Raw genomic sequence first — 25,703 nt, 5'->3', positions numbered from 1 at the left:
TTGTCCTTATGAATTACGTGACTGTTATCTATCTTCTGAATGTATTGGTATATGCTATTTATTTCTTTGGAAAAGGCGGAAGTGAGACAGATGTTACCCTTACAGATTATTTTGTTTCTGCACTTATGTCGCTTCTTTTAATCTTGGCAGGATACCTTGGTGCAAGACAAAACAAAACGTACAGGTCTGCTCTTTGGATGTTTTTTATCAATGTTTTGTTCTTTGTAATGTCTGGGCTGTTTGATCAGTTTGGGAATAATTTTAATATTCTTTCAACCAGTAGTGGTGACAGTTTTATTTTTACGCTGGCTTTAATTATATACAACGGCTATTTATTCCCTTTAATTGTAACGCTGGATAGAAGCGGTTTTGCACTTGTATTACCTGTTATATTATCCTTTATTCTTCCTTCTTTAGGATATTGGATAGGGAAAGTAATCACCATGAAAAAATCAATCTCCTGAAGAAAAAGAATTTGAGTTTTGAGCGAGAGGTGTTTATCATTCAGGCGAAAGAGGAACCTCTGTTATACTCAGAATGATCTGTGTTAAAAAGCAAATTATTTAACAAAAATCTTCTCTATATTTTTCTTTATTCTTTCCGATAGCAAATGCTTGTTTTAAGAGTTTATTGGCAAGAGCTATCTTTGCCACTCTTTCTGCTTTTCCTTTTGTGATAAGTCTTTCATACATTTCTTTACATTTTTTATTCCAGCGTTTGGCTGACCAGCTGCATAGATACAATAGCTTTCTGATCTGAGATTTACCCATCTTACAAATACTTGAGCGTCCTCTCACACTGCTTCCGCTTTCATAAATCCGAGGACTGAATCCTACAAAAGCAATGAGTTGCTTATGATGTTCGAACTTTTTAAAATTATCTGTAATCACAATGAGCATAATAGCTGTTTTTATTCCGATTCCGGGAATACTGGTAAGACATTCAATGGTTTGTTCAAATTCTTCCAAGGCCAGCCTTTCTATCTCCGATTCCAATATTTCTTTTCCTAGTCGAAGTTGTTCTATGGAATTGTTCATTTCTATTTCTAACTTTTCATCCAGAAAACCACTGCTTCTGAAAGCTTCTAACTGATTATAAGTCTGACTGGTTTGTTTCTGAATCATTTGGATTCTTGTATGCATTTGACGAATTCTGATGCACGTTTTACTCTCAGGATTCCACAAACTCAGCTCATCCAAATTCTTTTTGCCATATTCAGCAATAACCTTCGAATCTGCTTTATCCGTTTTGGCTCGTTTGAGTCTTGATTGAGCATAACGTTTGATGGAAAGAGGATTTTCTATCACTACATTAATCCCCTGTGAATAAAGATATTCTGCTAAAGGAAGATAATAAGTACCTGAAGCTTCCATCACTACTATATCTTCTTTTTCAATGAAGGTTATCAGTTTTTCAAAACCTAATAATTTATTGCTTAAGACCTTATGCTTCCAAAGATTCCCTTCCAAAAAGCTTACATCAAAAACTTGCTTACTAATGTCAATTCCTATAATTTTACCCATACCTATAATTTTACAGGAAAAGAGAATACTACTATTACCTATCTATCCTAAATACAGGCTTGTTACCTAATGATCTGTTCAGGTTTGGTAGTAAAAGAGTAAAGGGATTAGCATTCCGAACGGTCTGTGAGACTAATGACAATTGATAACCTTATTCTTTACTCTCTTTTCCTTTTTGTTTGTTAAATCTAATATTTTGCAAACATAGGATGACATAATAACGGGATCATACTGCTTAAAGCGGAACTAATCTTAATGTCCTTATTATCTTAATAGTTAAAAAAATAATGATGTTTTGAACATATTCTTAAAAACATAATTATTTCAGCCACAATAAGATTTTTGCAGTGATGTAAAATGATTATGAAATTTCATGAATAATATTAAGGTTCCTGTATCTGATTATTCGGTTCTCTAAATTTCTGCTTTCCAATTAATAATTCAAAGAAAAGCTTAAAGTCCGAAATTAATGACCACAACGGATATTTAAAAGTAGCAGGCTTATTTCTTTCGATAACGGCATGGCTAAACCAGGCAAATCCGTATCCCACAATTGGAATATACCATAGAAATCTCTCTTTTCCTGAACTGATAACATATCCTATCACAACAAATACGAGCAATGTACCAATAAAGTGGAAAATCCGGGTTCCTGTTTTACTGTGTTCGGTAAGGTAGAACTGATAAAACTCCCTGTATGTTTTGATTCTTTCAGACATAACGCTATTAGTTTATTGTTTACCTTGAATTTACAGCAATAATTCTGCCGGTTTTATAAAAAAAGAAAAAGGCAAAATAACTATATTGCCATTTTGCCTTTTTTTGATATTTTATATCTTGTTTTAGCCCTTTTTTAACTCCTTTCCAAGCTTACTGTTTTTATAGCCGTAAAAAAAGTAAATAAACATACCAATCAGAAACCACATTCCAAACCAGAACCAGTTCTCATGGCTCATCCCGGTAAGAAGGTATAAGCACGAGCTCAATCCTACTAGTGGTATAAGAGAAAGATTCTTGATAAAGGCAATCACACATAAGATGAGGTTGATGATAATAAAGAAGAAAATGGATGCCCTGAATTCTCCTTCTTTAGGATCACCCCAATTCATCAATGTATGGAAGAATTCCGGCTGCCAGTAGTAGAAAGCAATCAGTCCGCCAATAAAAACAACAGGGAAAATAATTTTACCATTGATGTAAGGAAGGTGGAATCTGCCTTTGATCTTTTCCTTAGCTGGAAGAACTAAAACTCCTGCACATACCAATACAAAAGCGAAGATTGTTCCGATACTGGTAAAATCAAGGATGAAAGTTTTATCCGTAAATAAGATAGGAATCCCTACTACAATTCCTGTAACTATAGTTGCAAAAGATGGAGTTTTGTATTTTGGATGAATCTTGAGGAATTTCTGCGGCATTAATCCGTCACGGCTCATCGCATACCAGATTCTTGGCTGCCCCATCTGGAATACCAGTAATACGGTAGTAATAGCAACAATGGCAACAAAAGAAACTACCAGCTCCATCCATGCCACATTGGCATTTGTTTTTTCAAAGATGAATGAAAGCGGGTCACCCACACCGTCAAACTTTTTGTAATCTACCATTCCAGTGAGTACCAGGGTAAGGGCAATGTAGATCACTGTACATAATACAAGAGAGATAATCATCCCTTTTGGCAGGGTCTTTTGAGGATCTTTTGTTTCTTCGGAAAGCACACTTAACGCATCAAAACCAATATAGGCAAAGAAAACTCCTGAAACGGCACTCATAACCCCTGTAAATCCGTTAGGCATAAAGGATGGAGATCCCGTTACCGGACTTATTGGCGTCCAGTTATCGGTATTGATATAAGCGAAACCTACTAAGATAACCAATAAAATAACTCCTAATTTTAAAAGGACCAGTGAATTATTGAAGTTTTTACTTTCCTTTACTCCTACATAGCAAAGCCATGTAATTAATCCGTTGATAACCAAAGCAGGAATATCCACTATAAATTTTAAATTACCAATCAGTGGAGCAGTATTCCAGGCATTTATCAATTCTTTATTTTCCGAGCCGTTTAGTACTGCTTTGCTGGCTTCTGTGTAACTGCAGGTAAGATAATCAGGAATATGCATTCCCAGACGTCCTAAAAAGCTGGTGAAATAATCAGACCATGAAAAGGCAACATAAATATTTCCGAAAGAATATTCCATAATCAGCGCCCAGCCTATAACCCAGGCAATCAATTCCCCGAAACTGGCATAAGCATACGTATATGCAGATCCTGCTGTAGGAATTCTGCTGGCAAATTCAGCATAGCATAAAGCTGTGAAACCACACGCAAAGCCACAAATCAAATAGAGTAGGATAACACCCGGGCCACCTCTGAAAACGGCTTCTCCCAAACTGCTGAAACTCCCTGCTCCTATAATTGCCGCAATCCCAAAAAATACGATGTCCCATACACCTAAAACTCTTAAAAGTCCTGTTGAAGTATCTGTATCCGAATAGACTTTTCTTCTAAAAAGTTGACTCATTCAATAAACTATATTTGATTTGAAAAAAACAAATGTAATGATTTTTTATTTTTGATGTTAACAGCTGTTAAGAACATTTAGGTAAAAATGCTTAACGAAAAGCCTTTAGTCTTTATAAACAGGTATTTCCACATAGCTGTCATTATACCATTTTACCACCATCGGTTCCCCTGCATCCTTTATTGTTTCATCGCTTACATCTTTACCCGTTCCGTAGTTGAGCTGCCAGTTCGGATTTTTGCTGATTCCTACTAATAAAAGTAATCTGCTTCCTTTTTCAACCTTTTTACTGGTAAAAATCGATTGCCTGATGGGAATTTGCTCCATTTTATTCGGTTGAAGAAGCTGGCGCACCTCATTATTTTTTGCATAACTGGCCCTTGCTGTATGGGTTGATAATAAAAAAGGTTTTCCGTCCGGCTGTACCTGATACAGATATATATCGGTATCCATATCTTTTTTATTAACGGATACATTAAGTAATCCTGACAGGTTTCCGCTGATGATAATATCCTTATCAAAAGTTTCACTCTCAAAATGAATGAGATTATTCACCTTTGCACTGTCTGTTTTGCTTAGTTTATAATAAATGTCTTTTTCGTCTCTGCTTTTGAAATCAACAACCTGTTTGGTAAATTCAATACTTTCAGGCTTACTGAATACTGAGGGACTGGTCTTACGGTCTTTGAGATAAAATTTAAGAGTGGAGGTGTGCATTCCGTCCAGATTAGGAACATGCTTCCATGTATTGGTATTCATCACCTGAAAATTAACTTTATCTTTTAAAATCTCTGGTTTTTTACCATTTTTAAGAATATAATCGAACCAGGAAAATGCAAGATCATCAATGCTGATTCTGGCCACCGGATCTATAGGTTTACCTCCCACATAAGTAAATCCAAAGCTTTGTGCGCCACCGTGATTATAGGGTCCTATTACAAGGTAATGCTCTGCATTTTTATTATATTTAAGATGTTCCTTGTAATAATATAAGGCTCCGATCTGGTCATCGTCATAATATCCGGTAGTAGTGAGAATAGGAATATTGATGTGGGCAAACTCTTCTTTATAAGGAACCATTTTCTGCCAATATTGATCGTAAGACGGATGATCCAGCCATCTCTGGAATATTTTGCTGGGCTTTCCGCTGATGGTATCCAGTGCCCGGAATGCTTTCCCACTTTTATACCAGGCTGTATTGATAGAATCCCATTTTGCAGCATTACTGAAATCTGCCTCATCAGTATACTTATTATTGGTGACATATTGTATCCATTGCAGCATATAGCTCATGAATACATTATTTTGGGCAGGATAATCAATCCCGATACCTACAGAAACCTGTGGTACAATGGTTTTTAGTGCCGGATGCAGATTTTTCACCGCAGCCCATTGACTGAATCCTACATAGCTTCCGCCAATCATCCCTACTTTGCCGTTGCTCCAGGGCTGTTTGCTTACCCAATCTATCACTTCATAAAGGTCCTGCGATTCATGCTCAAAAGGATTGTTTTCATCATTACTGTTTCTTTTACCTCTGGTATTGACTACCGCACCCACATAATTGTAAACAGCCGCTCTTTTTCCAAAAAAATGATCAATTTCTCCTGCATAAATATTACTGGTAAGAATAACCGGCAGGGGAGATTTATTCTCTTTTTTTCTGATGATGGTAATGGTTAGTGTATTTCCATTGTTGGTTTTAAGATTTTTTGTTTCTGTGATGAATTTTTCATTGTCCTTTACTTTCAATAACTGCATGATCTGAGGATGAATGCTGGAGTAAGTCTTATAATTTAAATAGGCTTTACATAGTGCGAGAGCCGAAGGATAATTTATACTGTCTTTTCCTTTTTGTTTATTCAGTGCTTTTTTCAATAACTTTCTGAAATTATTTACATCACCATTAACGGCAAGACCAACTCTGGGAAGCAAATGTTCATCAAGACTTTCGTATTTTGCATTGAATGCGGCCTGAAGTGCTTTTGAAAAAGAGGTTTTTTTTGCTTCTTCTGTTAATTTGGCCATGCTGTACACTTCGTATCCCAAAGATTTATATCCGGCCATATTATGGTCTGCAAACTGATTACGATGCTCAGCGAGGGTAGCAATGGATTTTTTGTATTCTTTAGCTACCATCTGCAGACGGAAAAGGGTATCCGAAAAATCTGCATCATTTTTGGGCTTATACTTCACAGTCTGAAGGTTAGAGATCACCTGAACTGCCAGTGCAGGCATTTGCTTTTCCAAAATAAGGGAATCTGTGACTGCCGTTTTCGGGAAATAAAATTTTTGCGCCTGCATGAGGTTTACAAAAATTAATGCTAAAAGTATCTTAAATTTCATATTGTAGGGTGTTTATGGTATGTTTTTAGCTGCTGTAGAAAAAGTATCAGTTCAGAATATGTTTTTGATAACTGTTTACTAAAATTGTTTACATTTTTATCAGACTAAAGTAAGAATTTTTATCATGCGATAGTGAAATGTTTTTTACTGTTGAGAATTTATTGCTTTATAGTATTAAATCTGTTAAAACTTGCTTAAACAATAAGTTTTTAATATTTTCGTTAACTTATTTAGACTAATTTTCTTATATCAAGAAGAATGAAATCAAAAAAAATACTTTTAGCGGCTGCGGTCATCTATTTCGGAATTTCCGATGCTCAACAGTCCCAATATTTTACACAGAAAGAAAATTACAGGTTCAATCTAGCTGAAAACCTTTATCAGACTAAAATATACAACGCCTCCCAATACGAATACGCAAGACAATATTTCTATAATCAGAATTTGTCCCGTTCAAAGAAGGAGGCGGCTCAGTTTTTTGATAATGTGATTGGTGTAATTCTTCAGAAAAACCATGCTGAGGAAGGATTGACTGCTTTCATGAAAGAATATCCTAATTCTGCCTATTTTGCCCAGGCTAATCTTCCTTTGGCAGATTATTATCTGGCAAAAAAAGACTTTGACAAAGCATTGGAAACTTTGAAAAAAGTAAACCAATATCAGCTTTCAAAAGAGGAGAATACCCAGTATATTCTGAAATTGGGCTATGCCAAGTTTATGACGGGAGACTCTAAAGGAGCCACTGATGCTCTGGAAGAAGCGTATAAAACAGCAGATCAGTCTCAGAAAGGAGATATTGCTTATATGCTGGGGCATCTCTACTATAGCAACAGACAAAATGATAAGGCTTTCCAGTATTTTGATTCCATAAAAGAACAGGATAAATTCTCAAGGCTTGTACGTTCTTATTATGTACAGATGTATTATAATGATAAGGATTATGATAAAGCGATCTCTGAAGGGAATGCTTTATTGAACGAAAATATTTCAGAATCCTACAAAGCAGAAGTACATAAGATCATTGGAGAGAGTTATTTCATGAAAGGAGATTATAACGCTGCTTATCCACATTTAAAGGATTATCTGAATGTACAGCAGAATCCTTCTGAAAATGACCTTTATGAAATGGGATTTGTTGCTGCCCAACTGAAGAAATATGACGAAGCAGTTTCTTATTATAACCAGCTTGTGAACAGCAATTCAGCGTTAGCGCAGAATGCTTATTATCAACTGGGGAATGCTTATTTAGCGGTTGATAAAAAGCAGGAAGCTCTTTCCGCATTCCGTTCTTCTTACCAGATGGACTATGATGCGAAAGTGAAAAAGCTGGCACATGAACAGTATGCTAAGCTTGGATACGATATCGGAAACCCGTTTGAAAACCCGTCTACCGTTCTTCAGAATTATATCAATGACAATCAGAACGCTTCCAATGCCTCGGAAATGAGATCCCTGTTAGTGAAATCATACCTGTATTCCGGAAACTATAAGGAAACATTGAATGCTATTGACCGCTTGCAAAGCTCAACTCCTGAAATCAACAAAGTGGATCAGGAAGTTTCTTATTTATTGGGAACAGAAGAATTCAATAAAGGGAATTATGATGAAGCAGAAAAATATTTCTTAAGAAGTTTAGGGTTCAATATCAATAAAGAATTTAACAGCAGGGCTTTATACTGGCTGGCTCAGGTATATTACCAGAAAGGAAATTATCCGTCTGCCATTGTTCGTTATGAAAAACTTCTGAATGAAAGCTTCCCGGAAAAACAGCAGTTGCCTTATGATTTGGGATATGCTTACTTTAAAGCTAAGAAGTTCGATCAGGCTGCTACTTACTTCAAGCAGTACCTGGCGAATCCTAAACCTGAATTTAAAAATGATGCAGAGCTTCGTCTGGCAGATATTCACTATGCGAATAATGATCTTAATGAAGCCATTGCAATCTATGATAAAAATGCAGACGCTACAGATTATACCCTATATCAGAAAGCAATGGCTTTAGGATTTAAAGGTGATACCCAGGCGAAAATCAACAATCTGAAAAACTTACTATCTAAATATCCGGATTCTGAATATTATGATGATGCTCAATACGAAATAGGTACAGCTTATGCTGCTCAGGATGATTTTGCCAACTCCAATGATTATTTTGGAAAAGTTATTAAAACATCTTCAGACAAAGACTTAATTGCCAATGCTTCTATTTACAGAGCTCAGAATTATATTGACCAGAACCAGAATGACAAGGCCCTTTCTGAACTGAAATCGTTGGGAGAGCAGTATAAAAATACAGCGTATGCCCAGAAGATTGTTCAGGCTGCAAAACCTATATTCACGAAAAATGGTGATGTTGCAGGCTATGAAAATTTTGCAAGAACCATCGGAGTAAATGTTGATGCCTCTGAAATTGATGAGATCAACTTATCTACAGGAAAACAGTATTTCGCGAAGAAAGACTACAAAAATGCCATTTCTTATTACGAGAAATACCTGACGCAAAATCCAACAGGAGAAGGCCTTTATCAGGCTAAGTATGAATTGGGAGAGAGCTACTATCAAACCAATAATTCTACAAAAGCACTGCTTGTTTTACAGGAGGTAGCCGGTGTCCAGAATGATTATCAGGATGATGCCCAAACCCGTTTAGCGCAGATCTTCATGGCACAGGGTAATACGGCTGAAGCTAAGAAATATCTTGAAGGCATCAAAAATTCTTCCAATATCAGCATTAAAAACTATGCTAATGTTGAGTTGATGAAGCTGTATGCAGATGAAAAGAACTTCTCTGAAGCAGAAAAATTAGCGAACGCTGTTATTGCCAATTCTAAAAACTCTGCAGCAGTTATTGAAACTGCAAAAGTAATTAAGGCGAGAAGCCTTATGAATTCAGGAAAAGATAAAGATGCTCAAACGGCTTATACTTCTCTTGAAAAATCGTCCAATACTTCGGTAGCAGCAGAAGCATTATACGCAAAAGCTTATTATCAGAATAAAGGAAAAGCCTTCAAGTCTTCCAATGAGACCATCTTTAAGCTTGCCAACAACTATGCCTCTGAAGAATTTTGGGGAGCAAAAGCGCTGGTACTAATGGCTAAAAACTATATCGGACTGAAAGATAACTATCAGGCAAGTTACACGTGTGATCAGATTATTGCAAACTATAAGAGTTTCCCGGATATTGTAGCAGAAGCTAAAGAAGTTAAAAAGCAGATTAAAAAGTAAAATGTAGTATCCTGTTCATGTAAAGAATTACTGATATAATTTACATGGATGCATAAATACAAGAAGTAGTAATGAACAGAAAAATTCAATTATTATCCATCATATTTTTAGGGGTTTCGCAGTTTGCGTTTTCCCAGATCAAGGAGGAGAAACTGGTTCTTAACAAAAAGAGAGAGCCGGAAGTGAAGAAGATCGAGAAAAAGAAGACTTCCGTGGAAACCATTAAAAATTATCCGCCGGAAGAGAAATCCCAGAACCCTGTAAGATATACCATTACAGACGTTCCTGCAGTTTCTGACTTCAAGACTTCAACAATCCAGGGAGAGGATGTGGCCCCGAAATTTGACGGAACAGCCCAGAATAACTATGTCCAGTTCGGAATGGGAAATTACGGGAAGATTCTGCTGGACGGAAATATCTCCAAAACCCTTGAAAATAAGTTTGAAGTGGGAGCAGATGTCCATTTGCTTTCTACAAGCGGTCTTAAAAACGATTACGACTGGAAATCCAAGCAGACTTCCGCAACAATTGGAGCTTTTCTGAATTCTTACGGAGATAAAGGAAAATTCAATATTAATGCTGAATATGGATTGAATAATTATAACTATTACGGGATCTATGCGCTGACACCCAGTGCAGATGTTGATCTGAAGCAGAAAGTAAACCAGTTCAAAGTGAATGGTTATTACGATTTCTATTCTAACGAAATTCTGAATGATGTAAGAGTAAAATCGTCTTTCCTTAAAGATCATTTTGATGCTCAGGAAAATCAGGTTTCCGTTTTAGCAAACTTCTCAAAACATGCTGTTGAACTCGGTAAATCAGGAATTAATCTGAATGCTGATTTAGGAGTAGGTTTAGAAGCAGTGAAAACTGATTTTGAAATAGCAGATAAAAACTCTTCCAACTTCTTTAATACGAATTTAAATCCGAAAGTGACCTTTAGAAAAGGCGAGTCTTATTTGATGTTAGGTTCAGGGTTTTCTTTCCTGAATGCTAAGAATTCAAACAGATTGATGGATCAGGTGAAGAACAACAAGACTTATTGGTTCCCTCAAGCTGAGTTTCAGGTAGCAGCTGCCAAGGAATTTAAATTTTATGGTGGGGTAGACGGTGGTCTTAAGCTTAATACGTATGGAGATCTTCTTCAGGAGAATCCCTACGTTCTTTCTGACCAGTATTTAAAGCCTACAGAAACTAAATATCACTTTTATGTAGGGTTAAGAGGAGATATTGATGAAACGCTGAAATATGACTTCTCTGCAGGTTTCGGGAAGATGAAAGACATTATGTTCTTTAAAGCAAACAGCCTTTTTGACAATAATTACACCCTGAACCGTGCCGCTTACGATTATGCCAACACATTTTCTGCTATTTACGATGATGGAAATGTAAGCGATATCAAAGGGAGTGTACAGTATTTTCCATTAGAAAACTTAATGGTTGACGGAGAAGTAAGGTTTACCAAATATAATTTGAAAAACTATGACAATATCTACAATGTTCCGCTATTGAATGCGAGCATTGGCGCTAAATATACGATGCTCGACAAGAAATTATTGTTAGGTTTCAAAGGAATTTTTGCTAGCGACAGAACAACGAACTCTTTTTCAATTGAAGGAATTGCAGATGCCCAGGCTCCTAATGGGATGATTTACCGCTCATTAGAAAATACGAACGATAAAGTTGGAGGTTATGCTGATTTAAATCTTTCCGCAGAGTATAAAATTTACAAAAATTTCAGTATTTTCGCACTCGGAAATAATCTTCTAAGCTCAAAATACCAGACGTACAAAGCTTATAAGGTTTTAGGTCCACAGATTTTGGGTGGAGTGAAGATTACTTTCTAAAAATATAAGTAATAAGCAATGGATGATAAGTAATTTAGATATTATGCATTACTGATGAATACGGCTGCATAGTTTAATGGATAGAACTTCGGATTTCGGCTCCGACAGTGAGGGTTCGAATCCTTCTGCGGCCACTTAAGGAGACAACTTTAAAAGTTGTCTCCTTTTTTATAGATGCATATGATTGTCTTGTAGAAAATGCTTTTAAATATGCAGATCTAAGAAAAGGCCCTTTAGAAATAAATGTACATCTTGAAAAAGGATTACTTTATTTTTGTATCCGAAATTTTTATGAAAATAAAAGTCTTGACTACATCCTTATATATACTGAAACCCGAAAAATGAAATCCATCATGGAAAAAATTGAATCGGAGAATTTTATTCGTGTTCATAATTCACATATCGTATCACTGCAGCATCTTCAAAGTATCGGAAAAAATAATTTAATGGTCGGAAATGAGAGAATACCCGTTAGTGAAAAATATAAGACCTATTTGAGTAAAGTGATTGAAAAATATAAGTGAGCAGTACCTTAATGCAAAAGTACAACCTGAGAATTCCTCTATGTTATAAACTGGGATTACCCCAATAAAAGTGTTTGAAAACTGTAGTTTTCTGGTTTTGGGCTTCTTATATTCAAACAGGATTATTCAAAAACTAAAGAAAAAACAGAAACAAAACAAAAGACAAAAGCGGTAAAAGAATATGGATGTGCTCTCCCGTATCTTATAGTTGTGGTGTTAAAGGGTATGCTTGTGGTAATAACGCGTTAGAAATTGCAATTAATGCTTGGGAAGGAGAAGGTTTATTCTGCGGTTAATAAGTTGTAAAATTAAAAAAATAGGAAGAGCATTATTATTCTAAATAATAATGCTTTTTCACTTAAGTATATGAATAAATATAGATTTTTATTGCTATTATTTTTAGTTTATTCTGCGTTGCATTCTCAGCAACAAGGTTATTCATTTGGATATAGATTAGAGTATATGCCGGATTCTACTGATGTAATGAATACAAAAGTAGAAGATTTTACATTGTTTATTGACAAAGGAAAGTCTTATTTTGTTTCAGATAATTATTTGAAGAGAGATTCAATATTAAATGCTGCAGCCAAGACACAAGGCTTCAACTTTGCAAAAGCACCAAATACACGTTTCAAGTCAGTTATAATTAAGGAAAATGATAAAATTAATTTTTACGATAATATCTTAAAATATTACTTCGCATATACTGAAAACGTGAAATTTAAATGGAATATTGAGCCAGAAAAACAGAAAATAGGTGAGTATAACGTCCAAAAAGCTTTTACTGAATATGGAGGAAGAAAATGGACAGCATGGTTCACACAGGATATTCCCGTTCATGAAGGACCTTATAAATTCAGAGGATTACCCGGTCTTATCATTAAGATTGAAGATTCTGGCAGTAATTATCGATATGAATTAATAAGTGTAAAGAAGAAAAATCTACCAAGTAATGTTATTTTTTCTGAAAAATATTTAAATCAGCATAAAATACTTTCAAAAGAAGAATATCGATCTGCATTAAAAAATATTAATGATAACATCATTAATGAGGCCTCTTCAAGTGGTATTACTATAGCCCCAGAAAGTGTAGAACAAGCTAAAAAGGACATAAGTAAGCGAAATAATCCAATAGAATTAACTCTCAATTGAGTTAGTTGACCTATATTTTGGTATGATTATTATTTGATTGGTAATGTGGTCAATAGTTGGTGTTTTTGTTAATCCTTTAATATACCAGCAATTCAAACTCATACCTTACGGGTTTTCGTAGAATTATTACTACAAATAGCGTTTCATTAAAAAGATTATATTTACAACATCATTCTCAATCATATTGAGTTAGATTAGCTTTGATCCCTGGAGGTGTCCAGGGATTTTTATTTGATTTTAGAATGAATTATATTTTCAACCATAGTATTTATGGTAGTTGTTTCTGGTTTTCGTTGCGATTTTTGAAAATGTATAATCTATTTCTCGGAGACCTCTTTTAGAAATAAATATTCCTGCAATGTTTTGTTTCATTAGAAATTTCGTTATATAAACTAAGCCATTTTTAAAGTCTTTGTTTTTAGCAAATTCCCTTCTTTAACAGTAATTATTGTCTTCTGATAAATAGCTAATTGATTCTGTATATTTTGTAAATCAATCTCAATAGTTTATGATGCTTTAGTGAATTTAGAGGATCTGCATATGCATTCGCGTTTCATCCTCAAAAAGAGATTTTGTTCTGATACAGTTGAAGACTTAGCCGTTTTAAGAACCAGATAGCTCAAAGATTTTGTCAATATCTAAGCTTTTATATTCTGAATATACATGTGAATGAAAATCATTCAATTTCCTGAGTAACTCTAAAAGTTCTTCTTTTTCATTATTTTCAAGTTTTCCGGCAAGAATTCTTGATGTCATATTTACTTTTTCAACAGAACGGTGGAAGTAATCTTCGCCTTTTGGGGTAATATTAAGACGCTTGCTTCGTTTATCCTCACTGTCATTTTTTTCTTCAACCAAGCCATATTCCAGAAGACGTTTGATGATTTGTGTTCCCGTCTGTTTTTCATGTCCGTTTCTTTCAATTAACTGGATTTTAGTGAGATTCGGCTCATCTTTAAGTCGGTAGAGATAAGTAAATTCTTCATTGGCGAGCTCAGGGAAATCATTCAGTCCTTTTCTAATCAGCAGTTTAGAATAACGCCCCAAGAGCAAAACCTGTTTGCAGATTTCATTTTCAGTAAAAGAAACCTGATGCTGTTCATTTTTAAAAAGCTTGGTCGGACTTTCTTTTCTGTATTTTTTATCATTCAGCCAAATACGGAAATCCTCAACTGTAGCTTGAGGTTTATAAGCTTCGGAGTTTTCAAATTCTTTGACCTGATACAGCAAATCAATGAAAAAGTCAGTATTCATAGTGCAAATTTAATCTAAATATTTTTTCCGTAATTACAGTTTCACGCTTCCCATTCCGCCATCAATTCCAAAAATCTGTCCGGTGATCCAGGAAGATGTACCAGAAACAAGGAAAGCTGCCATTTCCGCTATTTCTTCAGCACTTCCCACTCTCTGCAAAGGATGTCTTTTGGCGGAAGCTTCTCTTTTATCAGGTGTTGATAAAAGCTGCGATGCCAGGTTCGTGTCCGTCAAAGAAGGCGCAATTGCATTCACCCTTATTTTCTGAGCACAGAATTCTGCCGCTAAGCTTTTTGTAAGACCTTCTACAGCATTTTTACTCGTGGCAATTGAAGCATGAAAGGGCATTCCGATTTTGGCTGCTACCGAACTGAAAAGAACGACAGATGCGCTTTCAGACTTTTTAAGATTGGGTAAAAGTTTCTGAATAATTTTAACTGCCCCTAAAACATTGATTTCAAAATCATTCATGAAATCGTCCACAGAAAGCCGGTTGAAAGGCTTTAAATTAATGCTTCCCGGTGCATAAACCAATCCGTCCACAACCTCCGAGAAAGTAATTTCATCAAGATTTCCTGCAAGAATATCCATTGGGTGAAATTCAATATTCGGATGATGCAGTTCAGGATTTTCCGTTCTCGAAATTCCAATAATTTTGTTTTGTTCTGCAAGTTTTTTTGCTGTTGCAAGTCCGATACCTTTCCCGCAACCGATGATAACAATATTTTTCATAATGATTTATTTGGAGACACTTCTACAAGCTCAGTGCAGCCTCTTTAATACTATTCGTGTAATAATCCGCGCTGTAGGGTGAACCTGTTGAAGCTTTATAATTTTTATTTTTTTGTACTTTTTGGGGTTAAATAAGCTGTGGTTTCAGATTACCTTTTCGATATTCTATTGTTGCTGATAATCTTTTGCCTGCTGCATTTAAAGCGGCTGATTTCCTTGCTTCTTTTCTTCAAATGTTTTTGGCTCACTCCGGAATTCACTCTTTTTCTCCAAAGCTTAAAACTTGATGCTTTCAGTTCCAAACGCATTAGTTCAATCACCTCCGATTCACTGATTCCAAATTGAAAGTGTATTGCTTCAAATGGCGTTCTGTCTTCCCAGGCCATTTCGATAATTCTGTCGATTTCCTGTGTGTTTAGGTTCTTGTTCATTTTATTTTAGTTTTAACTGAAAATCTTTCAATAAAATCTTTTGCCATTTCTAAATGCCGTTTTCTCTTTTCTGCTGGCATTTTCTCCAGCGTTCTCAGCATCATTCCCAATCTTGGATTTTTTGCAAAGAAATCTTTATGGTCATTAATAAAATTCCAGAATAAGGCATCCCATTGTTCTGCCCATGCTCCATCCGGATAATCACTCATTTTTTTGAGGTAATTGCTTCCGCTGATGTAGGGCTTTGTACTCATTTTTCCGCCATCCGAAAAACTGCTCATTCCATATACATTAGGAACCATTACCCAATCGTAAGAATCGATGAACATTTCCATAAACCATTGATATACTTCATCATGGTTGTATTGACAAAGATTCATAAAATTCGCAAAAATCATCAGTCTTTCAATGTGATGCGCATAGCCGGTTTTCAGAATTTTCTGAAGCGTACTGTCGATCGGTCGGATTCCTGTTTGAGCGGTATAAAAAGATTGCGGGAGCTTTTGCTTATGTTTCCAGTAATTTCTGTTTCGTTGATAGGTGCCTTTATAGATGTAAATGCCACGCACAAATTCCCGCCAACCTAAAATCTGCCGTACGAAACCTTCCAGAGAATTCACCGGAATATCATTTTCTTTAGCAAACAGGATTGCTTTTTTTAAAACATTTTCAGATGTTAAAAGTCCTACATTCATCAATGGAGAAAGTACGCTGTGATGCAGAAAATGTTCTCTTTCTACAATACTGTCTTCATAAATTCCGAATTCCAGAAAACGGTTTTCCAAAAATTGTTCCAGCCATTTTTCAGCTTCCTTAAAAGTTGTAGGGTAGAGCTGTTCGCCGGTCAGTGTTCCGTAATTTTTTGAAAAATATTTTTCGGTATATTGTTTTGCTTCCTCGTAATATTGATTATTTTCTGGAAAGTGAATTGCAGGTGCTTTTTTATTTTTCGGATATTTTTTTCGGTTTTCCGTATCGTACGTCCATTTTCCGCCAAGCGGTTTTCCTGCTTTCATCAGTATGTTTCGGGTAATTCTTTGCTGCTTGTAGAAATCAGTTTGATGATAAGACTTTTTATCTTCAAAATATTCCTTAAGTTCTTCTTTCGTATTGATGAAAAGCAGGCTGTCCAGAATTTTGAGTTTTAATTTTGTTTCTTTCAGCCTTTTCTCTAGCCAGTTATCGCAAACATCGGTTGTTTTTATTGTTTTAAAACCTTCTTTTTCAAGTTTTAGAAGTAAATTTCTCACGTCCGAAAATTCTGACTGGCTTTCAATGTATTCAACGTCAAAACCTGATTTTTTCAATTCATTTTCATAAAACTTCATTGTTGCCCTGTGAAATGCAATCTTCTGTTTATGAAAAGAATATTGTCTAAAAAACAGAAACTCTTCTACCAAAAATACAGGTTCGCTTTTATCCAGATAATCCGTATCCTCAAAAAGCTGATGCGGAAAAATCAATTGGGCGGTATGTTTTACTGTTTTAGCCATAAACTTCTAATTCTTGATCGGGGCATACATTCCTGCCTGTTTTTAGGATTGAAAACACGGTTATGATGATTATGTACGAATCCGGCAATATACATCCAGTATCCGTAATTGTTGTGAACATCATAATCAATAAGCATTTCTTCAAAATAAGCCGCTGCCATTCTCCAATCCTGTTTCATACAGATTCTGATGAATCAGAGGATGTTGCTTTTTTATTTTTTCGGCATTTTTCACTGCAATATTTTACTTCGTCCCAGTTTCTCTTCCATTTTTTTCGCCAGTTGAAAGGCAGTCCGCAGACTTCACAGATTTTGGATGGTAATCCTGAAGGCATAGTTTTAGTATTTTATTTTTGGACTTAGCTTTAGTAATTCTAATAAAACCCCATCAACAAGCTTAGGGCGACATCTCTAATGTTAATCGTGATATCTTCCATTAAGCCTGATAGGTTCGAAAACAATTAATTACTTACAATAGTTTTTAAAATTGTTAATCACCACATCCTTCGCTTTCAGATCGTGCATCATATTATACAACCCGAAAAACGTCCGGTTCAGGTAAATAAAATGTCTGGAACCACGATTAGTGTTCATTCCTTTCAGGTCACCTGCTTTCGCATATTTTTGTCCGAGGTCGGCAATTTCCTGAAAAAAAGATTCATCTGAAAAATCGAATTTTTCCTGATTAAAAGGTCGTGTAAACAATTCAAGCAATTCGTAGAATAACCTGGCAAAGAAATCTTTTTCCTGTGATGAATCGTCTTCCCGCAGAATTTCCAGCGTAAATAATCTTTCACGGAAAACTTCAGGATTTTTTAGGTTTTCTTCTTTAGCCAATTCAAAATACGGAATGTAAAAATCCTCTGGAATTTCTTTGATACAGCCAAAATCGATGACCAGCAATTCTTTATTTTCAGAGATCAGGAAATTTCCCGGATGCGGGTCAGCATGAACCTTTTTCAGAATATGCATCTGGTACATATAAAAATCCCAAAGTGTTTGGCCCATTTTGTTCAAATCATCCTGAGAATTCTGTTTTTTGGTAAATTCAGAGAAATGAATTCCCGACATCCAATCCATCGTAATGATTTTCTCACAAGAATATTGAGGATAATAATGCGGGAATTTTACATTTGGAAGATGATTGCATTCTTCTGCAAAATGCTGGCTGCGTTTCAGCTCCAGATTATAATCGGTTTCCTCGAACAATTTATCTTCTACTTCCTGAAAGTAAGATTCCGAGCCTTCTTTTTTAATGTTGAACATCTTCATGGCAATCGGCTTTACCATTTTTAAGTCGCTGGAAATACTCTCTCTTACGCCCGGATACTGAATTTTAACCGCCAGTTTCTTATCATCTTTTTTTGCTGTATGAACTTGTCCTATACTTGCAGCATTCACTGATTCGGCAGAAAATTCATCAAAAATATCATCCGGATTTTTTCCGAAATATTTTCTGAATGTTTTCTTTACCAAAGCACCCGATAATGGCGGAACGGAAAACTGTGAGAGTGAAAATTTCTCAACATACTCCACCGGAAGGATATTTTTTTCCATACTCAGCATTTGGGCAACTTTGAGAGCGGAACCTTTAAGTTCTTTTAAAGAATTGTAAATGTCTGCTGCGTTGTCTTCGTTTAGAATTTTGCGGGCTTTATCTTCATTTTTTGTTATTTTGTTTCCGTAATATTTCAGGTAGTTGACTCCAACTTTTGCCCCTGCTTTGAGAAGGCTGCCTGTGCGTTCAATTTTTCCTGTAGGAATTTTATCTAATGTTTTCATTTAGCTCATTTTAAACTTTTCTTTCCATAAAAATTTTCCAAGGTCAATTACCTTTCTCAATGGTTCGTTGTCTATAAGTTCAAAACCTGTATCGATAGTTTTTTCGATGAAAATATCGGTCTTTTCAAAATCAGCAGAAGTATCTTTTTTCCAAAAGTCAATAGCGGAAACCAAATGTAGCCAAAGAACTTCCTGTCTTGATCTCTCGTTGAATTTCCGGATATCTTCTTTCGCTTTTTCAATCATTTCCCATTCCCTAAAATTCAAAGTGTTAACAAATTGCTTGTGAGTTTCCCGAAGATTCTGAAGCGTTTTGATGTTCTGAATTTTATTGTTCCCCAAAATCGATAATACTAATGAACGGTTCATTGTAAGATTTTCAAAGAAAATATAATAGACATTCAGGAGTTTTTCCCTGGTCGTAACTTCGCTGGGAGAATTCACTTCTGAGACAAGCTCAAGAGATTTTGTGAAAAGATGATTCAACATCTCTCTTTCGATCTCATCAAACCCAGAAAAATAATGGTAAAATTCTTTCTCTTCAAAGTTGTTTTCTTTAGCGAAGAGATAAACGTTTTTTGGTTTTTCTCCTTGGTTCAAAAGATAATCTCCGTATAGTTCGAATATTTTTTCCTGCGTGATATTGGTTTGTTCTTGCATAGTAGGATTTATTTTTCAACAAAAATAGTAATTAATTTTATCTTTAATTAAAATAAAGTATAAATATATACTATATAAATGATTTGGTTTTTGAATTATGTCATTTTTTGGAATTTAGGCAGTACCATCAAGAACAATAAAAATAATTTAAGAAAGATGCTTAATGTTCCTGTTCAGGATTATACAATTCTATGGTTACGAAAAAACTTGAGGAATAGAATTTAATTTTGATTATCAGTGTTTTGAAATATTGAGTACTTCGTTGGTACCTGAGTTTTTTGTTGATATAGAGTAATTTTATGTGATTTGTAAAAAGCAACACTGCAAATATCCATGTTCACTACAGATACAGATTGAGATGAAAAATTATAGTGATATCATGGCTTTGGTGTAGGATAGATTTAAATATAAAACACAATTCTAAAAACATATACAATGCAAAAAAAAATTATTATTTCTGGATCCATATTAGTTCCTGTGTTTTTTATGTCCCAAGTGGAGATAAAGAAAACTTCTCCCAATGTGAGCCTTCATATGGAACTGGCAAGTATTTCGGTTCTTAAGGGATAGCTGGGTTTCCTTTCTTAGTAATGATAGCCGGTTGTATGATGATGGTATTTTGCAGTAACCGGAATTGGTTATTCTGCCTTCGGAATACACCATAAGTTTACATTACAATGCCGGTGATGAGTCTATCTTACAATGAATTTGGGAAATGAATCAGCCCACGGCAAGTGCTCATATTACAACGCCTGCTTATTTGCCGGAAAGTAGAAACTTTTCTTTATAGCAATTATCTGCACCATAATCATTTCTTCTTGAAAAAGAATCTTTATTAATTTACTAATTGATCAAAATAGTTAAGTTCTAATTTGTTTTTACGCCTCTGCACTAATAGTTATTTTAAAAGAATTCTGATTCTAAAAACATATAAAATTTATTTAAAAGCATGAAAAATTTATTTTTATTCTGTATAATCCTGGTTTTTGGATTTTACAAATCACAAATTGGTATCAATACTCCTATACCTAAAGCGACATTAGACGTGGAAGGAAAAGCTGCAAGCTCCAACACAGCAGATGGTTTTATACCTCCCAGATTAACGGGGGATCAATTAAAAGCAAAAGATAACGTTTATTCAACTAATCAAACAGGTTCTATTGTTTATGTTACAGCGGCAACAAATTCACCTTCTGCAAAAACGATCAATGTAACTGCTATAGGATATTACTATTTTGATGGGGCTATATGGAAATCTCTTGTTACACCAGGGTCTGGCGGTACAGTAGTAGGATATAGTGCATTAGTATATGGTAATAGTGTTCCATGGACTGTTGACAATACTATTACTACATTTGATATAAGCCAGGGAAGCGGTAACCTGGCATCGTGGAGAACAAACAACACTACGCTTACTGTTCCCGCTAATCAAGGGGGAACATATATAATATCATATACAGCAGGGCTTTTAATAAATGGTAGCGTTCCAAATACTTATTCCTTCATGGCTTATCCTGCTAAGAACGGTACCCAGATAGGTAATCGTTCCACAACGGCAGTGCCTGGAGGGTCAACAAATTATAGTAATGAAACAGTTTCCAATACTTGGAGTGTAATAGTAGATTTAGTACCTGGGGATCAGATTCAAATGAGAGGATTTACCTACCTTGCGTCTGGTACTCCTACTTCTTTCAGAGTTGTACGTTTATCATTAGAAAAAGTAAACTAATTTTAGGAAAATAAAAGTAATTCTTCCTGAAATAGGTTGGTATACAATTAAACAATGAACCTGTTTAAACTCTTTCTTTGAAAAAGTTTAAACAGGTTTTTATATTGTTCTTGAAGTACCAGTAATACCGTAAAAAGCTAGTCATTACTTTCCCTTATTATATTAGTAATAGAAAAATCTTATCAGTATATCTTATTTATAAAAAATGTAAAAAATACATTTGCACTCTTTTTATTGTGATTTGCTTTCTGATAAAAGCATGATGATAATTATTAAAAGTGATAAAATAATTTTATGATAAATAATCAGTTTATTACTGAAAAATTTGGATTTCTCGGACTTGATTTTATACAGGAACTTGAAAAATGCAGTATAGTTACGGATATGAAATCTAAAATAGAGATTGTAAGCCCGGGCCAGAGAATTCATTATGTGCCTATTCTTATTAAAGGATCTGTAAGAGTTTTTACCCTTAATGAAGGACGGGAGCTTCTATATTATTATATGAAGCCTGGTGAGAGCTGTATCATGACTTTTGCCTCTATTTTTAAAAACTGTATAAGTTCCGTATATGCATGTACTGAAGAATCATCAAAAGCTCTATTGATTCCTGTTTCCAGCCTGCTTAATTTGATGGGAAGGTTTCCTGCGATGAATAATTTTTTCTATAATGAATATGATAACCGGTTTACTTCATTGATGAGTATGGTTAATGATGCTGTTTTTCATAAACTAGATACCAGGGTTCTCAATTATATCAGCCAGCGTGCTGCTGTCACCGGAAACAATCCTGTAAAAATTACCCATAAGGATATTGCTTTAGGCTTAGGAACATCCAGAGAAGTGATAAGCCGTGTTCTTAAAAAGCTTGTGAATGAAGCCCGGATTATTCAACATAAAACGGCTATTGAGATAATAGCCGAAAAAACATAACTGAATTATTCAATAATGATTATTTTTTTTATATGATCCTTTAAAAAAGCAAGGCTTCCCTCAGCTAGCTCCTGTGCATTATAAGGTGATTTTTGCCATAGTGAAACCTTTTCCTGCATTCCCGGAACTGAGGAACTGAAGTTTTCGAGAACCAGGTTTCCCTCAAAATCAATTTTCTTCAATGCAGAGAAAAACTCTTCCCAACTGACAGTTCCTTCTCCCAGCATGCCCCGGTGGGATTCTGTAACATGAATATGCTTCAGCATTTTTCCGGAATTGACAATGGGGTCATAAAAATTATTTTCCTCAATATTCATATGAAAGGTATCAAGGTGAAGGAAGAGATTGTTTTTCCCTGCCTTCTTAATAAGCTCCAGAACATTTTCTGCCGTATTACAGACATAGGATTCGTAGCGGTTAATAGGTTCTATGGCGATCTCTATATTCCTGGCTTGGGCATAATCTGCCACATTGCACCATACTTCAGTGATGATCTCTTTTTCATTGTCTGTAAGCGGTTTACCGGTAAATACACCAATTCCGCTATGTAATACTCCTGACAGGAGGTTGGTTTCCAGTTCATCTGCTTTATCAATTGCTTTTTTGATCAGTTTTTCTGCAGCTTCAGGATAAAACGCAATATGAGCCTCTTTTGGAAGATTTAATGAGCATACAACTTCCAGATGATTCTCTTTGAGCTGTTTTTTTACCGTAGCTGCATCAAAGTTCATTGAATTCGGTAACAGTATTTCGATGAGGTCAAACCCTGCCTGTGCGGTTTTTTCTATAGCATATTTTCCTGATTCTGCGTCCCATAGCGGAGTGATCCATGAGAGTAGGGAAGCTCCAAATTTTATATTCATATATTTTCTTTATTTTATATTAAAAGATCCACCATTCTGTCCGTATTCCGAAATAAGTTCCGAATCTTTTTGCACCTGACTGTTGTAAAAACGGTGAATAAAGGCTGTTCATAGCCTGATCATTATATCTTGATACTTCTGCAATAAAACGGATGTGGGGCCTTGCCCAGACACTTCGTTCCGCAGTGGGAACAATGGTGGGAGCCAGGACCAGTTTCATCATTGATGCTGCATTCTGGGTTCCGTTTTTCCGTGTTGCATAATGAAACTCAGAAAGAATATGAAACCAGTTGTTAAAATAATAAGTGGCTCTGATTCCCGTATTAAATTCTGTTTTCCTGTTGAAAATTTCACGGTTATAATAGTCTGCAGCTTTATCATTGCTGGCTGAACCTCCTTTACTTTTGGTGAAAACGGCATAGGGATTAAGTGACCAACGGTTTGAGATATTCCAGAGAAAATGTTCAACAACAGTAAAAGAGTAGGCTCCTTTGTATGTTTTCGTGATCTCATCCGGGGCTCCGTAGGTACGCCAGGTCTGTGTATTTCCATTATCGCCCCCATTGGCAATTCCGGTTCCATATCTCACAGAAATCTGATTGAATGAACCGGGGATTTTTGTTGGGATGTCTGTATTTAATTTAGCTCCAAAAACCCAGCCCCGGTCTGATGGATATTGCTCAACGGAATTTTCGCCTGACTTTTCTACATGATGAAATTCTGCCAGCAATTTCAGCTTATGCTTTGCATTTTTAAATGGCAGTGTATGCTCCAGGACAAAAACTTCTCTCTGCCTGTAGATAAGGTTTTTTGATCCGCTAATCACATTCGTATAAGAATATGGAGTTGAATTGCTGGCTGCGGTATCAATAGCTGCCGGGAAAAACATTGAAAACCTTGTATTTTTATGTCTTACTCCCCAACCGGTTGCCGAATGGTCATCAAAATAGAAATAATCTGCAATATGAATGTCATCATACCTCAGCCATCTTGATCCTGCCCATACATCCCAGTCACTTCCCATAATATTTCTGGCCTCAACAAATGCTTCCGGAAGGGCAATAATCATTCCCTGATTGGATTTTGAATCTACATTTCCCAGGAAAGTACCGCCAGAGTAAAAGCTCAGTCTTGCCTGCATATCGATTTTTGTACTTTTTGTACTGTCACCATTTACCACCGGGCTAAAGTGGAAAGCGGGTAAAAAGTCTACATAATCTCCCTGATCCATTCTGCCTCCTAAAGATCCCTGATTGTTCAGATTCAGCTGTCTTCCTGTTTTTCCATCGGCATTCGGGGAATAACCCGCTCCAATTCTGCCGGTTGTCCCAAAGGAAAATTTTTTGTTGCTTATTGTGATCTGGGCATTAGTTCCCCCGCCGGCACATACAAGTAAAATGCACCAGGCTAATAAAAGCTTTGTTTTCATAGGGATTATTTAAGTGTTTTAGGCTTGTAGAACTTTAATGCAAATAGTAAAATAACCACGTAGCAGAGAATGGGAAGGAGATAAGCATGAGCAATATCTTTTTCTGCAATTCTACCCATTATCGGGGGAAAAACAGCTCCTCCAAACATAGCCATAACCAGGAATGATGAAGCCTGCTGAACTTTTGACCCTAATCTTTTAAGTCCAAGGCTGAAGATTGTAGGATACATTACACTCAGGAACAAATTGAGTAAAATAAGACTTATGAATGAGACCCATCCGAAACTCTGAGAAATAATCAGACAAAGAACAATATTGCATGCAGTAAAGATTGCCAGCAACTTATTGGGAGCAATGAACCTCATCAGGAAGGTTCCGATAAATCTGCCGATCATCATCATGGCCATACTTAAGGAAAAATAATAAGATGCCTGTATCTCGGGCAGGTGCATTTTCTCAACCCCGTAATTGATAAAATAAGCCCATGTTCCGCCCTGTGCGGCAATATTAAAAAACTGGGCAATGACTGCAAATATAAAATGCCTTTGCTTATAGAGCGGTGCATGAGGATCCGATACAGTAAGGTCTTCTCCATTCTCATTTTCTGAAATAATAATATCTTCCGCATGAGGATCTTTGAGATCAGGAACTCTGATAAAGCTGAAAATAATAGTGATTGCCAGAATTACAATACCAATCCATGTATAAAGATTTTTTACAGAATCCAGAGAACCGGTTCCCGAATCAGGAGTTCCGAAAATGAAATAGCCGCCCAGCAGGGGGCCAATGATAGCCCCCAAACCATTAAAGGACTGGGCGAAGTTTACTCTTTGATCACTTGTTCTTTCGTCACCCAAAGCAGCTACAAAAGGATGAGCTACAGTTTCAAGGGTTGCCATTCCCATTGCCAGTACAAAAAGGGCTAATCTGAAAAAGTCAAATGAAGAAGTATTAGCTGCCGGAATAAACAAGAAAGATCCCAATGCAAACAATGACAGACCTAAAATTACGCCCAATTTATAGCCCAATTTTTTCATAAACAGGCCTGCCGGAATGCCCATAAGTGCATAAGCCCCAAAAATGGAAAGCTGTACCAGCCCTGATTTGGATTTTGAAATGTGAAGAACATTCTGAAAATGTTTATTCAGTACATCACCCATGGTAAGCGCAATGGCCCAGAAAAAGAATAGGGAAGTAACGAAGGACAGGATGATATAGTATTTTTTATCTGTAAATTTTGGAGTATTCATATAGTG

General features: G+C 35.8%; 22 protein-coding genes and 1 tRNA gene. 8 read left to right on the top strand and 15 right to left on the bottom strand.

Features of this window, described 5'->3' with window-relative positions:
• Positions 1–8 precede the first annotated feature (8 nt).
• The gene (locus tag EG339_RS19970) at positions 9–464 is read left to right on the top strand and encodes a hypothetical protein (RefSeq protein ID WP_123871653.1); all 456 of its coding nucleotides are present in this window, start codon (positions 9–11) and stop codon (positions 462–464) included.
• Positions 465–563: 99 nt separating this feature from the next.
• On the opposite strand, the gene EG339_RS19965 is transcribed toward EG339_RS19970, so the two are convergent.
• From EG339_RS19965 to EG339_RS19950, 4 genes are all read right to left on the bottom strand, one after another.
• On the bottom strand, positions 564–1,523 hold the full coding sequence (locus EG339_RS19965) for an IS110 family RNA-guided transposase (protein WP_123871652.1): 960 nt from the start codon (positions 1,521–1,523) through the stop codon (positions 564–566).
• A gap of 383 nt (positions 1,524–1,906) precedes the next feature.
• Complete coding sequence (locus EG339_RS19960; protein WP_123871651.1) at positions 1,907–2,242, bottom strand: DUF962 domain-containing protein; 336 nt, start codon at positions 2,240–2,242, stop codon at positions 1,907–1,909.
• 123 nt (positions 2,243–2,365) lie between these two features.
• A complete protein-coding gene (locus EG339_RS19955; protein WP_123871650.1) occupies positions 2,366–4,048 on the bottom strand; it encodes an APC family permease in 1,683 nt (560 codons plus the stop codon).
• A gap of 105 nt (positions 4,049–4,153) precedes the next feature.
• On the bottom strand, positions 4,154–6,394 hold the full coding sequence (locus EG339_RS19950; protein WP_123871649.1) for a CocE/NonD family hydrolase: 2,241 nt from the start codon (positions 6,392–6,394) through the stop codon (positions 4,154–4,156).
• Positions 6,395–6,652: 258 nt separating this feature from the next.
• On the opposite strand from EG339_RS19950, the gene EG339_RS19945 reads away from it, so the two are divergent.
• From EG339_RS19945 to EG339_RS19925, 5 genes are all read left to right on the top strand, one after another.
• A complete protein-coding gene (locus EG339_RS19945) occupies positions 6,653–9,616 on the top strand; it encodes a tetratricopeptide repeat protein (RefSeq protein ID WP_123871648.1) in 2,964 nt (987 codons plus the stop codon).
• Positions 9,617–9,687: 71 nt separating this feature from the next.
• On the top strand, positions 9,688–11,466 hold the full coding sequence (locus tag EG339_RS19940) for a TonB-dependent receptor (protein WP_123871647.1): 1,779 nt from the start codon (positions 9,688–9,690) through the stop codon (positions 11,464–11,466).
• Positions 11,467–11,528: 62 nt separating this feature from the next.
• Positions 11,529–11,600 (top strand) — tRNA-Arg (locus EG339_RS19935).
• 207 nt (positions 11,601–11,807) lie between these two features.
• Complete coding sequence (locus EG339_RS24800) at positions 11,808–11,990, top strand: LytTR family transcriptional regulator DNA-binding domain-containing protein (protein ID WP_123871646.1); 183 nt, start codon at positions 11,808–11,810, stop codon at positions 11,988–11,990.
• A gap of 366 nt (positions 11,991–12,356) precedes the next feature.
• Entirely contained in the window at positions 12,357–13,142 is a 786-nt protein-coding gene (locus EG339_RS19925) for a GLPGLI family protein (RefSeq protein WP_123871645.1), read from the top strand.
• Between the two features lie 603 nt (positions 13,143–13,745).
• Here the strand turns inward: EG339_RS19925 and EG339_RS19920 are convergent.
• From EG339_RS19920 to EG339_RS19885, 8 genes are all read right to left on the bottom strand, one after another.
• The gene (locus tag EG339_RS19920; protein WP_123871644.1) at positions 13,746–14,396 is read right to left on the bottom strand and encodes a MarR family winged helix-turn-helix transcriptional regulator; all 651 of its coding nucleotides are present in this window, start codon (positions 14,394–14,396) and stop codon (positions 13,746–13,748) included.
• A gap of 33 nt (positions 14,397–14,429) precedes the next feature.
• Positions 14,430–15,128, bottom strand: a complete 699-nt coding sequence (locus EG339_RS19915) for an SDR family NAD(P)-dependent oxidoreductase (RefSeq protein ID WP_123871643.1) — start codon at positions 15,126–15,128, stop codon at positions 14,430–14,432.
• A 149-nt stretch (positions 15,129–15,277) separates the two neighbouring features.
• Positions 15,278–15,559, bottom strand: coding sequence for a TIGR03643 family protein (locus EG339_RS19910; protein ID WP_123871642.1), 282 nt, complete (start codon positions 15,557–15,559; stop codon positions 15,278–15,280).
• Positions 15,556–17,052 carry a cryptochrome/photolyase family protein gene (locus EG339_RS19905; RefSeq protein WP_123871641.1) on the bottom strand — a complete coding sequence of 499 codons (1,497 nt, stop codon included), beginning with the start codon at positions 17,050–17,052 and terminating at the stop codon, positions 15,556–15,558. Before EG339_RS19905 ends, EG339_RS19910 begins: the two co-directional genes overlap by 4 nt.
• Complete coding sequence (locus EG339_RS19900; protein WP_123871640.1) at positions 17,037–17,231, bottom strand: FAD-binding domain-containing protein; 195 nt, start codon at positions 17,229–17,231, stop codon at positions 17,037–17,039. The genes EG339_RS19905 and EG339_RS19900 overlap by 16 nt, the downstream gene beginning before the upstream one ends.
• Complete coding sequence (locus tag EG339_RS19895) at positions 17,228–17,386, bottom strand: DUF2256 domain-containing protein (RefSeq protein WP_123871639.1); 159 nt, start codon at positions 17,384–17,386, stop codon at positions 17,228–17,230. The genes EG339_RS19900 and EG339_RS19895 overlap by 4 nt, the downstream gene beginning before the upstream one ends.
• Before the next feature lie 130 nt (positions 17,387–17,516).
• Positions 17,517–18,833 carry an ABC1 kinase family protein gene (locus EG339_RS19890; RefSeq protein ID WP_123871638.1) on the bottom strand — a complete coding sequence of 439 codons (1,317 nt, stop codon included), beginning with the start codon at positions 18,831–18,833 and terminating at the stop codon, positions 17,517–17,519.
• Positions 18,834–19,493, bottom strand: a complete 660-nt coding sequence (locus EG339_RS19885) for a TetR family transcriptional regulator C-terminal domain-containing protein (RefSeq protein ID WP_123871637.1) — start codon at positions 19,491–19,493, stop codon at positions 18,834–18,836.
• Between the two features lie 949 nt (positions 19,494–20,442).
• On the opposite strand from EG339_RS19885, the gene EG339_RS19880 reads away from it, so the two are divergent.
• Positions 20,443–21,222 carry a hypothetical protein gene (locus tag EG339_RS19880; protein WP_123871636.1) on the top strand — a complete coding sequence of 260 codons (780 nt, stop codon included), beginning with the start codon at positions 20,443–20,445 and terminating at the stop codon, positions 21,220–21,222.
• Positions 21,223–21,516: 294 nt separating this feature from the next.
• Positions 21,517–22,155: a Crp/Fnr family transcriptional regulator gene (locus tag EG339_RS19875; protein WP_123871635.1), complete on the top strand. Its 639-nt coding sequence runs from the start codon at positions 21,517–21,519 to the stop codon at positions 22,153–22,155.
• A 5-nt stretch (positions 22,156–22,160) separates the two neighbouring features.
• On the opposite strand, the gene EG339_RS19870 is transcribed toward EG339_RS19875, so the two are convergent.
• The 3 genes from EG339_RS19870 to fucP are packed head-to-tail and all read right to left on the bottom strand — an operon-like array spanning position 22,161 to position 25,697.
• The gene (locus tag EG339_RS19870; protein WP_123871634.1) at positions 22,161–23,018 is read right to left on the bottom strand and encodes a sugar phosphate isomerase/epimerase family protein; all 858 of its coding nucleotides are present in this window, start codon (positions 23,016–23,018) and stop codon (positions 22,161–22,163) included.
• Positions 23,019–23,037: 19 nt separating this feature from the next.
• Positions 23,038–24,447: a carbohydrate porin gene (locus tag EG339_RS19865; protein WP_123871633.1), complete on the bottom strand. Its 1,410-nt coding sequence runs from the start codon at positions 24,445–24,447 to the stop codon at positions 23,038–23,040.
• Between the two features lie 5 nt (positions 24,448–24,452).
• Positions 24,453–25,697 carry an L-fucose:H+ symporter permease gene (gene fucP / locus EG339_RS19860; RefSeq protein WP_123871632.1) on the bottom strand — a complete coding sequence of 415 codons (1,245 nt, stop codon included), beginning with the start codon at positions 25,695–25,697 and terminating at the stop codon, positions 24,453–24,455.
• Positions 25,698–25,703 lie beyond the last annotated feature (6 nt).

Source organism: Chryseobacterium bernardetii (assembly GCF_003815975.1).
GTDB lineage: Bacteria > Bacteroidota > Bacteroidia > Flavobacteriales > Weeksellaceae > Chryseobacterium > Chryseobacterium bernardetii.
The sequence above is the reverse complement of the archived record's forward strand: the minus strand, read 5'-3'. Positions and strand labels throughout refer to the sequence as shown.

What these genes read in the sequence shown, in the direction of transcription:
- EG339_RS19970 (WP_123871653.1), top strand. Translation starts at nt 9, where the DNA reads ATGAATTACGTGACTGTTATCTATCTTCTGAATGTATTGGTATATGCT.
- EG339_RS19965 (WP_123871652.1), bottom strand. Translation starts at nt 1,523, where the DNA reads ATGGGTAAAATTATAGGAATTGACATTAGTAAGCAAGTTTTTGATGTA.
- EG339_RS19960 (WP_123871651.1), bottom strand. Translation starts at nt 2,242, where the DNA reads ATGTCTGAAAGAATCAAAACATACAGGGAGTTTTATCAGTTCTACCTT.
- EG339_RS19955 (WP_123871650.1), bottom strand. Translation starts at nt 4,048, where the DNA reads ATGAGTCAACTTTTTAGAAGAAAAGTCTATTCGGATACAGATACTTCA.
- EG339_RS19950 (WP_123871649.1), bottom strand. Translation starts at nt 6,394, where the DNA reads ATGAAATTTAAGATACTTTTAGCATTAATTTTTGTAAACCTCATGCAG.
- EG339_RS19945 (WP_123871648.1), top strand. Translation starts at nt 6,653, where the DNA reads ATGAAATCAAAAAAAATACTTTTAGCGGCTGCGGTCATCTATTTCGGA.
- EG339_RS19940 (WP_123871647.1), top strand. Translation starts at nt 9,688, where the DNA reads ATGAACAGAAAAATTCAATTATTATCCATCATATTTTTAGGGGTTTCG.
- EG339_RS24800 (WP_123871646.1), top strand. Translation starts at nt 11,808, where the DNA reads ATGAAATCCATCATGGAAAAAATTGAATCGGAGAATTTTATTCGTGTT.
- EG339_RS19925 (WP_123871645.1), top strand. Translation starts at nt 12,357, where the DNA reads ATGAATAAATATAGATTTTTATTGCTATTATTTTTAGTTTATTCTGCG.
- EG339_RS19920 (WP_123871644.1), bottom strand. Translation starts at nt 14,396, where the DNA reads ATGAATACTGACTTTTTCATTGATTTGCTGTATCAGGTCAAAGAATTT.
- EG339_RS19915 (WP_123871643.1), bottom strand. Translation starts at nt 15,128, where the DNA reads ATGAAAAATATTGTTATCATCGGTTGCGGGAAAGGTATCGGACTTGCA.
- EG339_RS19910 (WP_123871642.1), bottom strand. Translation starts at nt 15,559, where the DNA reads ATGAACAAGAACCTAAACACACAGGAAATCGACAGAATTATCGAAATG.
- EG339_RS19905 (WP_123871641.1), bottom strand. Translation starts at nt 17,052, where the DNA reads ATGGCTAAAACAGTAAAACATACCGCCCAATTGATTTTTCCGCATCAG.
- EG339_RS19900 (WP_123871640.1), bottom strand. Translation starts at nt 17,231, where the DNA reads ATGAAACAGGATTGGAGAATGGCAGCGGCTTATTTTGAAGAAATGCTT.
- EG339_RS19895 (WP_123871639.1), bottom strand. Translation starts at nt 17,386, where the DNA reads ATGCCTTCAGGATTACCATCCAAAATCTGTGAAGTCTGCGGACTGCCT.
- EG339_RS19890 (WP_123871638.1), bottom strand. Translation starts at nt 18,833, where the DNA reads ATGAAAACATTAGATAAAATTCCTACAGGAAAAATTGAACGCACAGGC.
- EG339_RS19885 (WP_123871637.1), bottom strand. Translation starts at nt 19,493, where the DNA reads ATGCAAGAACAAACCAATATCACGCAGGAAAAAATATTCGAACTATAC.
- EG339_RS19880 (WP_123871636.1), top strand. Translation starts at nt 20,443, where the DNA reads ATGAAAAATTTATTTTTATTCTGTATAATCCTGGTTTTTGGATTTTAC.
- EG339_RS19875 (WP_123871635.1), top strand. Translation starts at nt 21,517, where the DNA reads ATGATAAATAATCAGTTTATTACTGAAAAATTTGGATTTCTCGGACTT.
- EG339_RS19870 (WP_123871634.1), bottom strand. Translation starts at nt 23,018, where the DNA reads ATGAATATAAAATTTGGAGCTTCCCTACTCTCATGGATCACTCCGCTA.
- EG339_RS19865 (WP_123871633.1), bottom strand. Translation starts at nt 24,447, where the DNA reads ATGAAAACAAAGCTTTTATTAGCCTGGTGCATTTTACTTGTATGTGCC.
- fucP (WP_123871632.1), bottom strand. Translation starts at nt 25,697, where the DNA reads ATGAATACTCCAAAATTTACAGATAAAAAATACTATATCATCCTGTCC.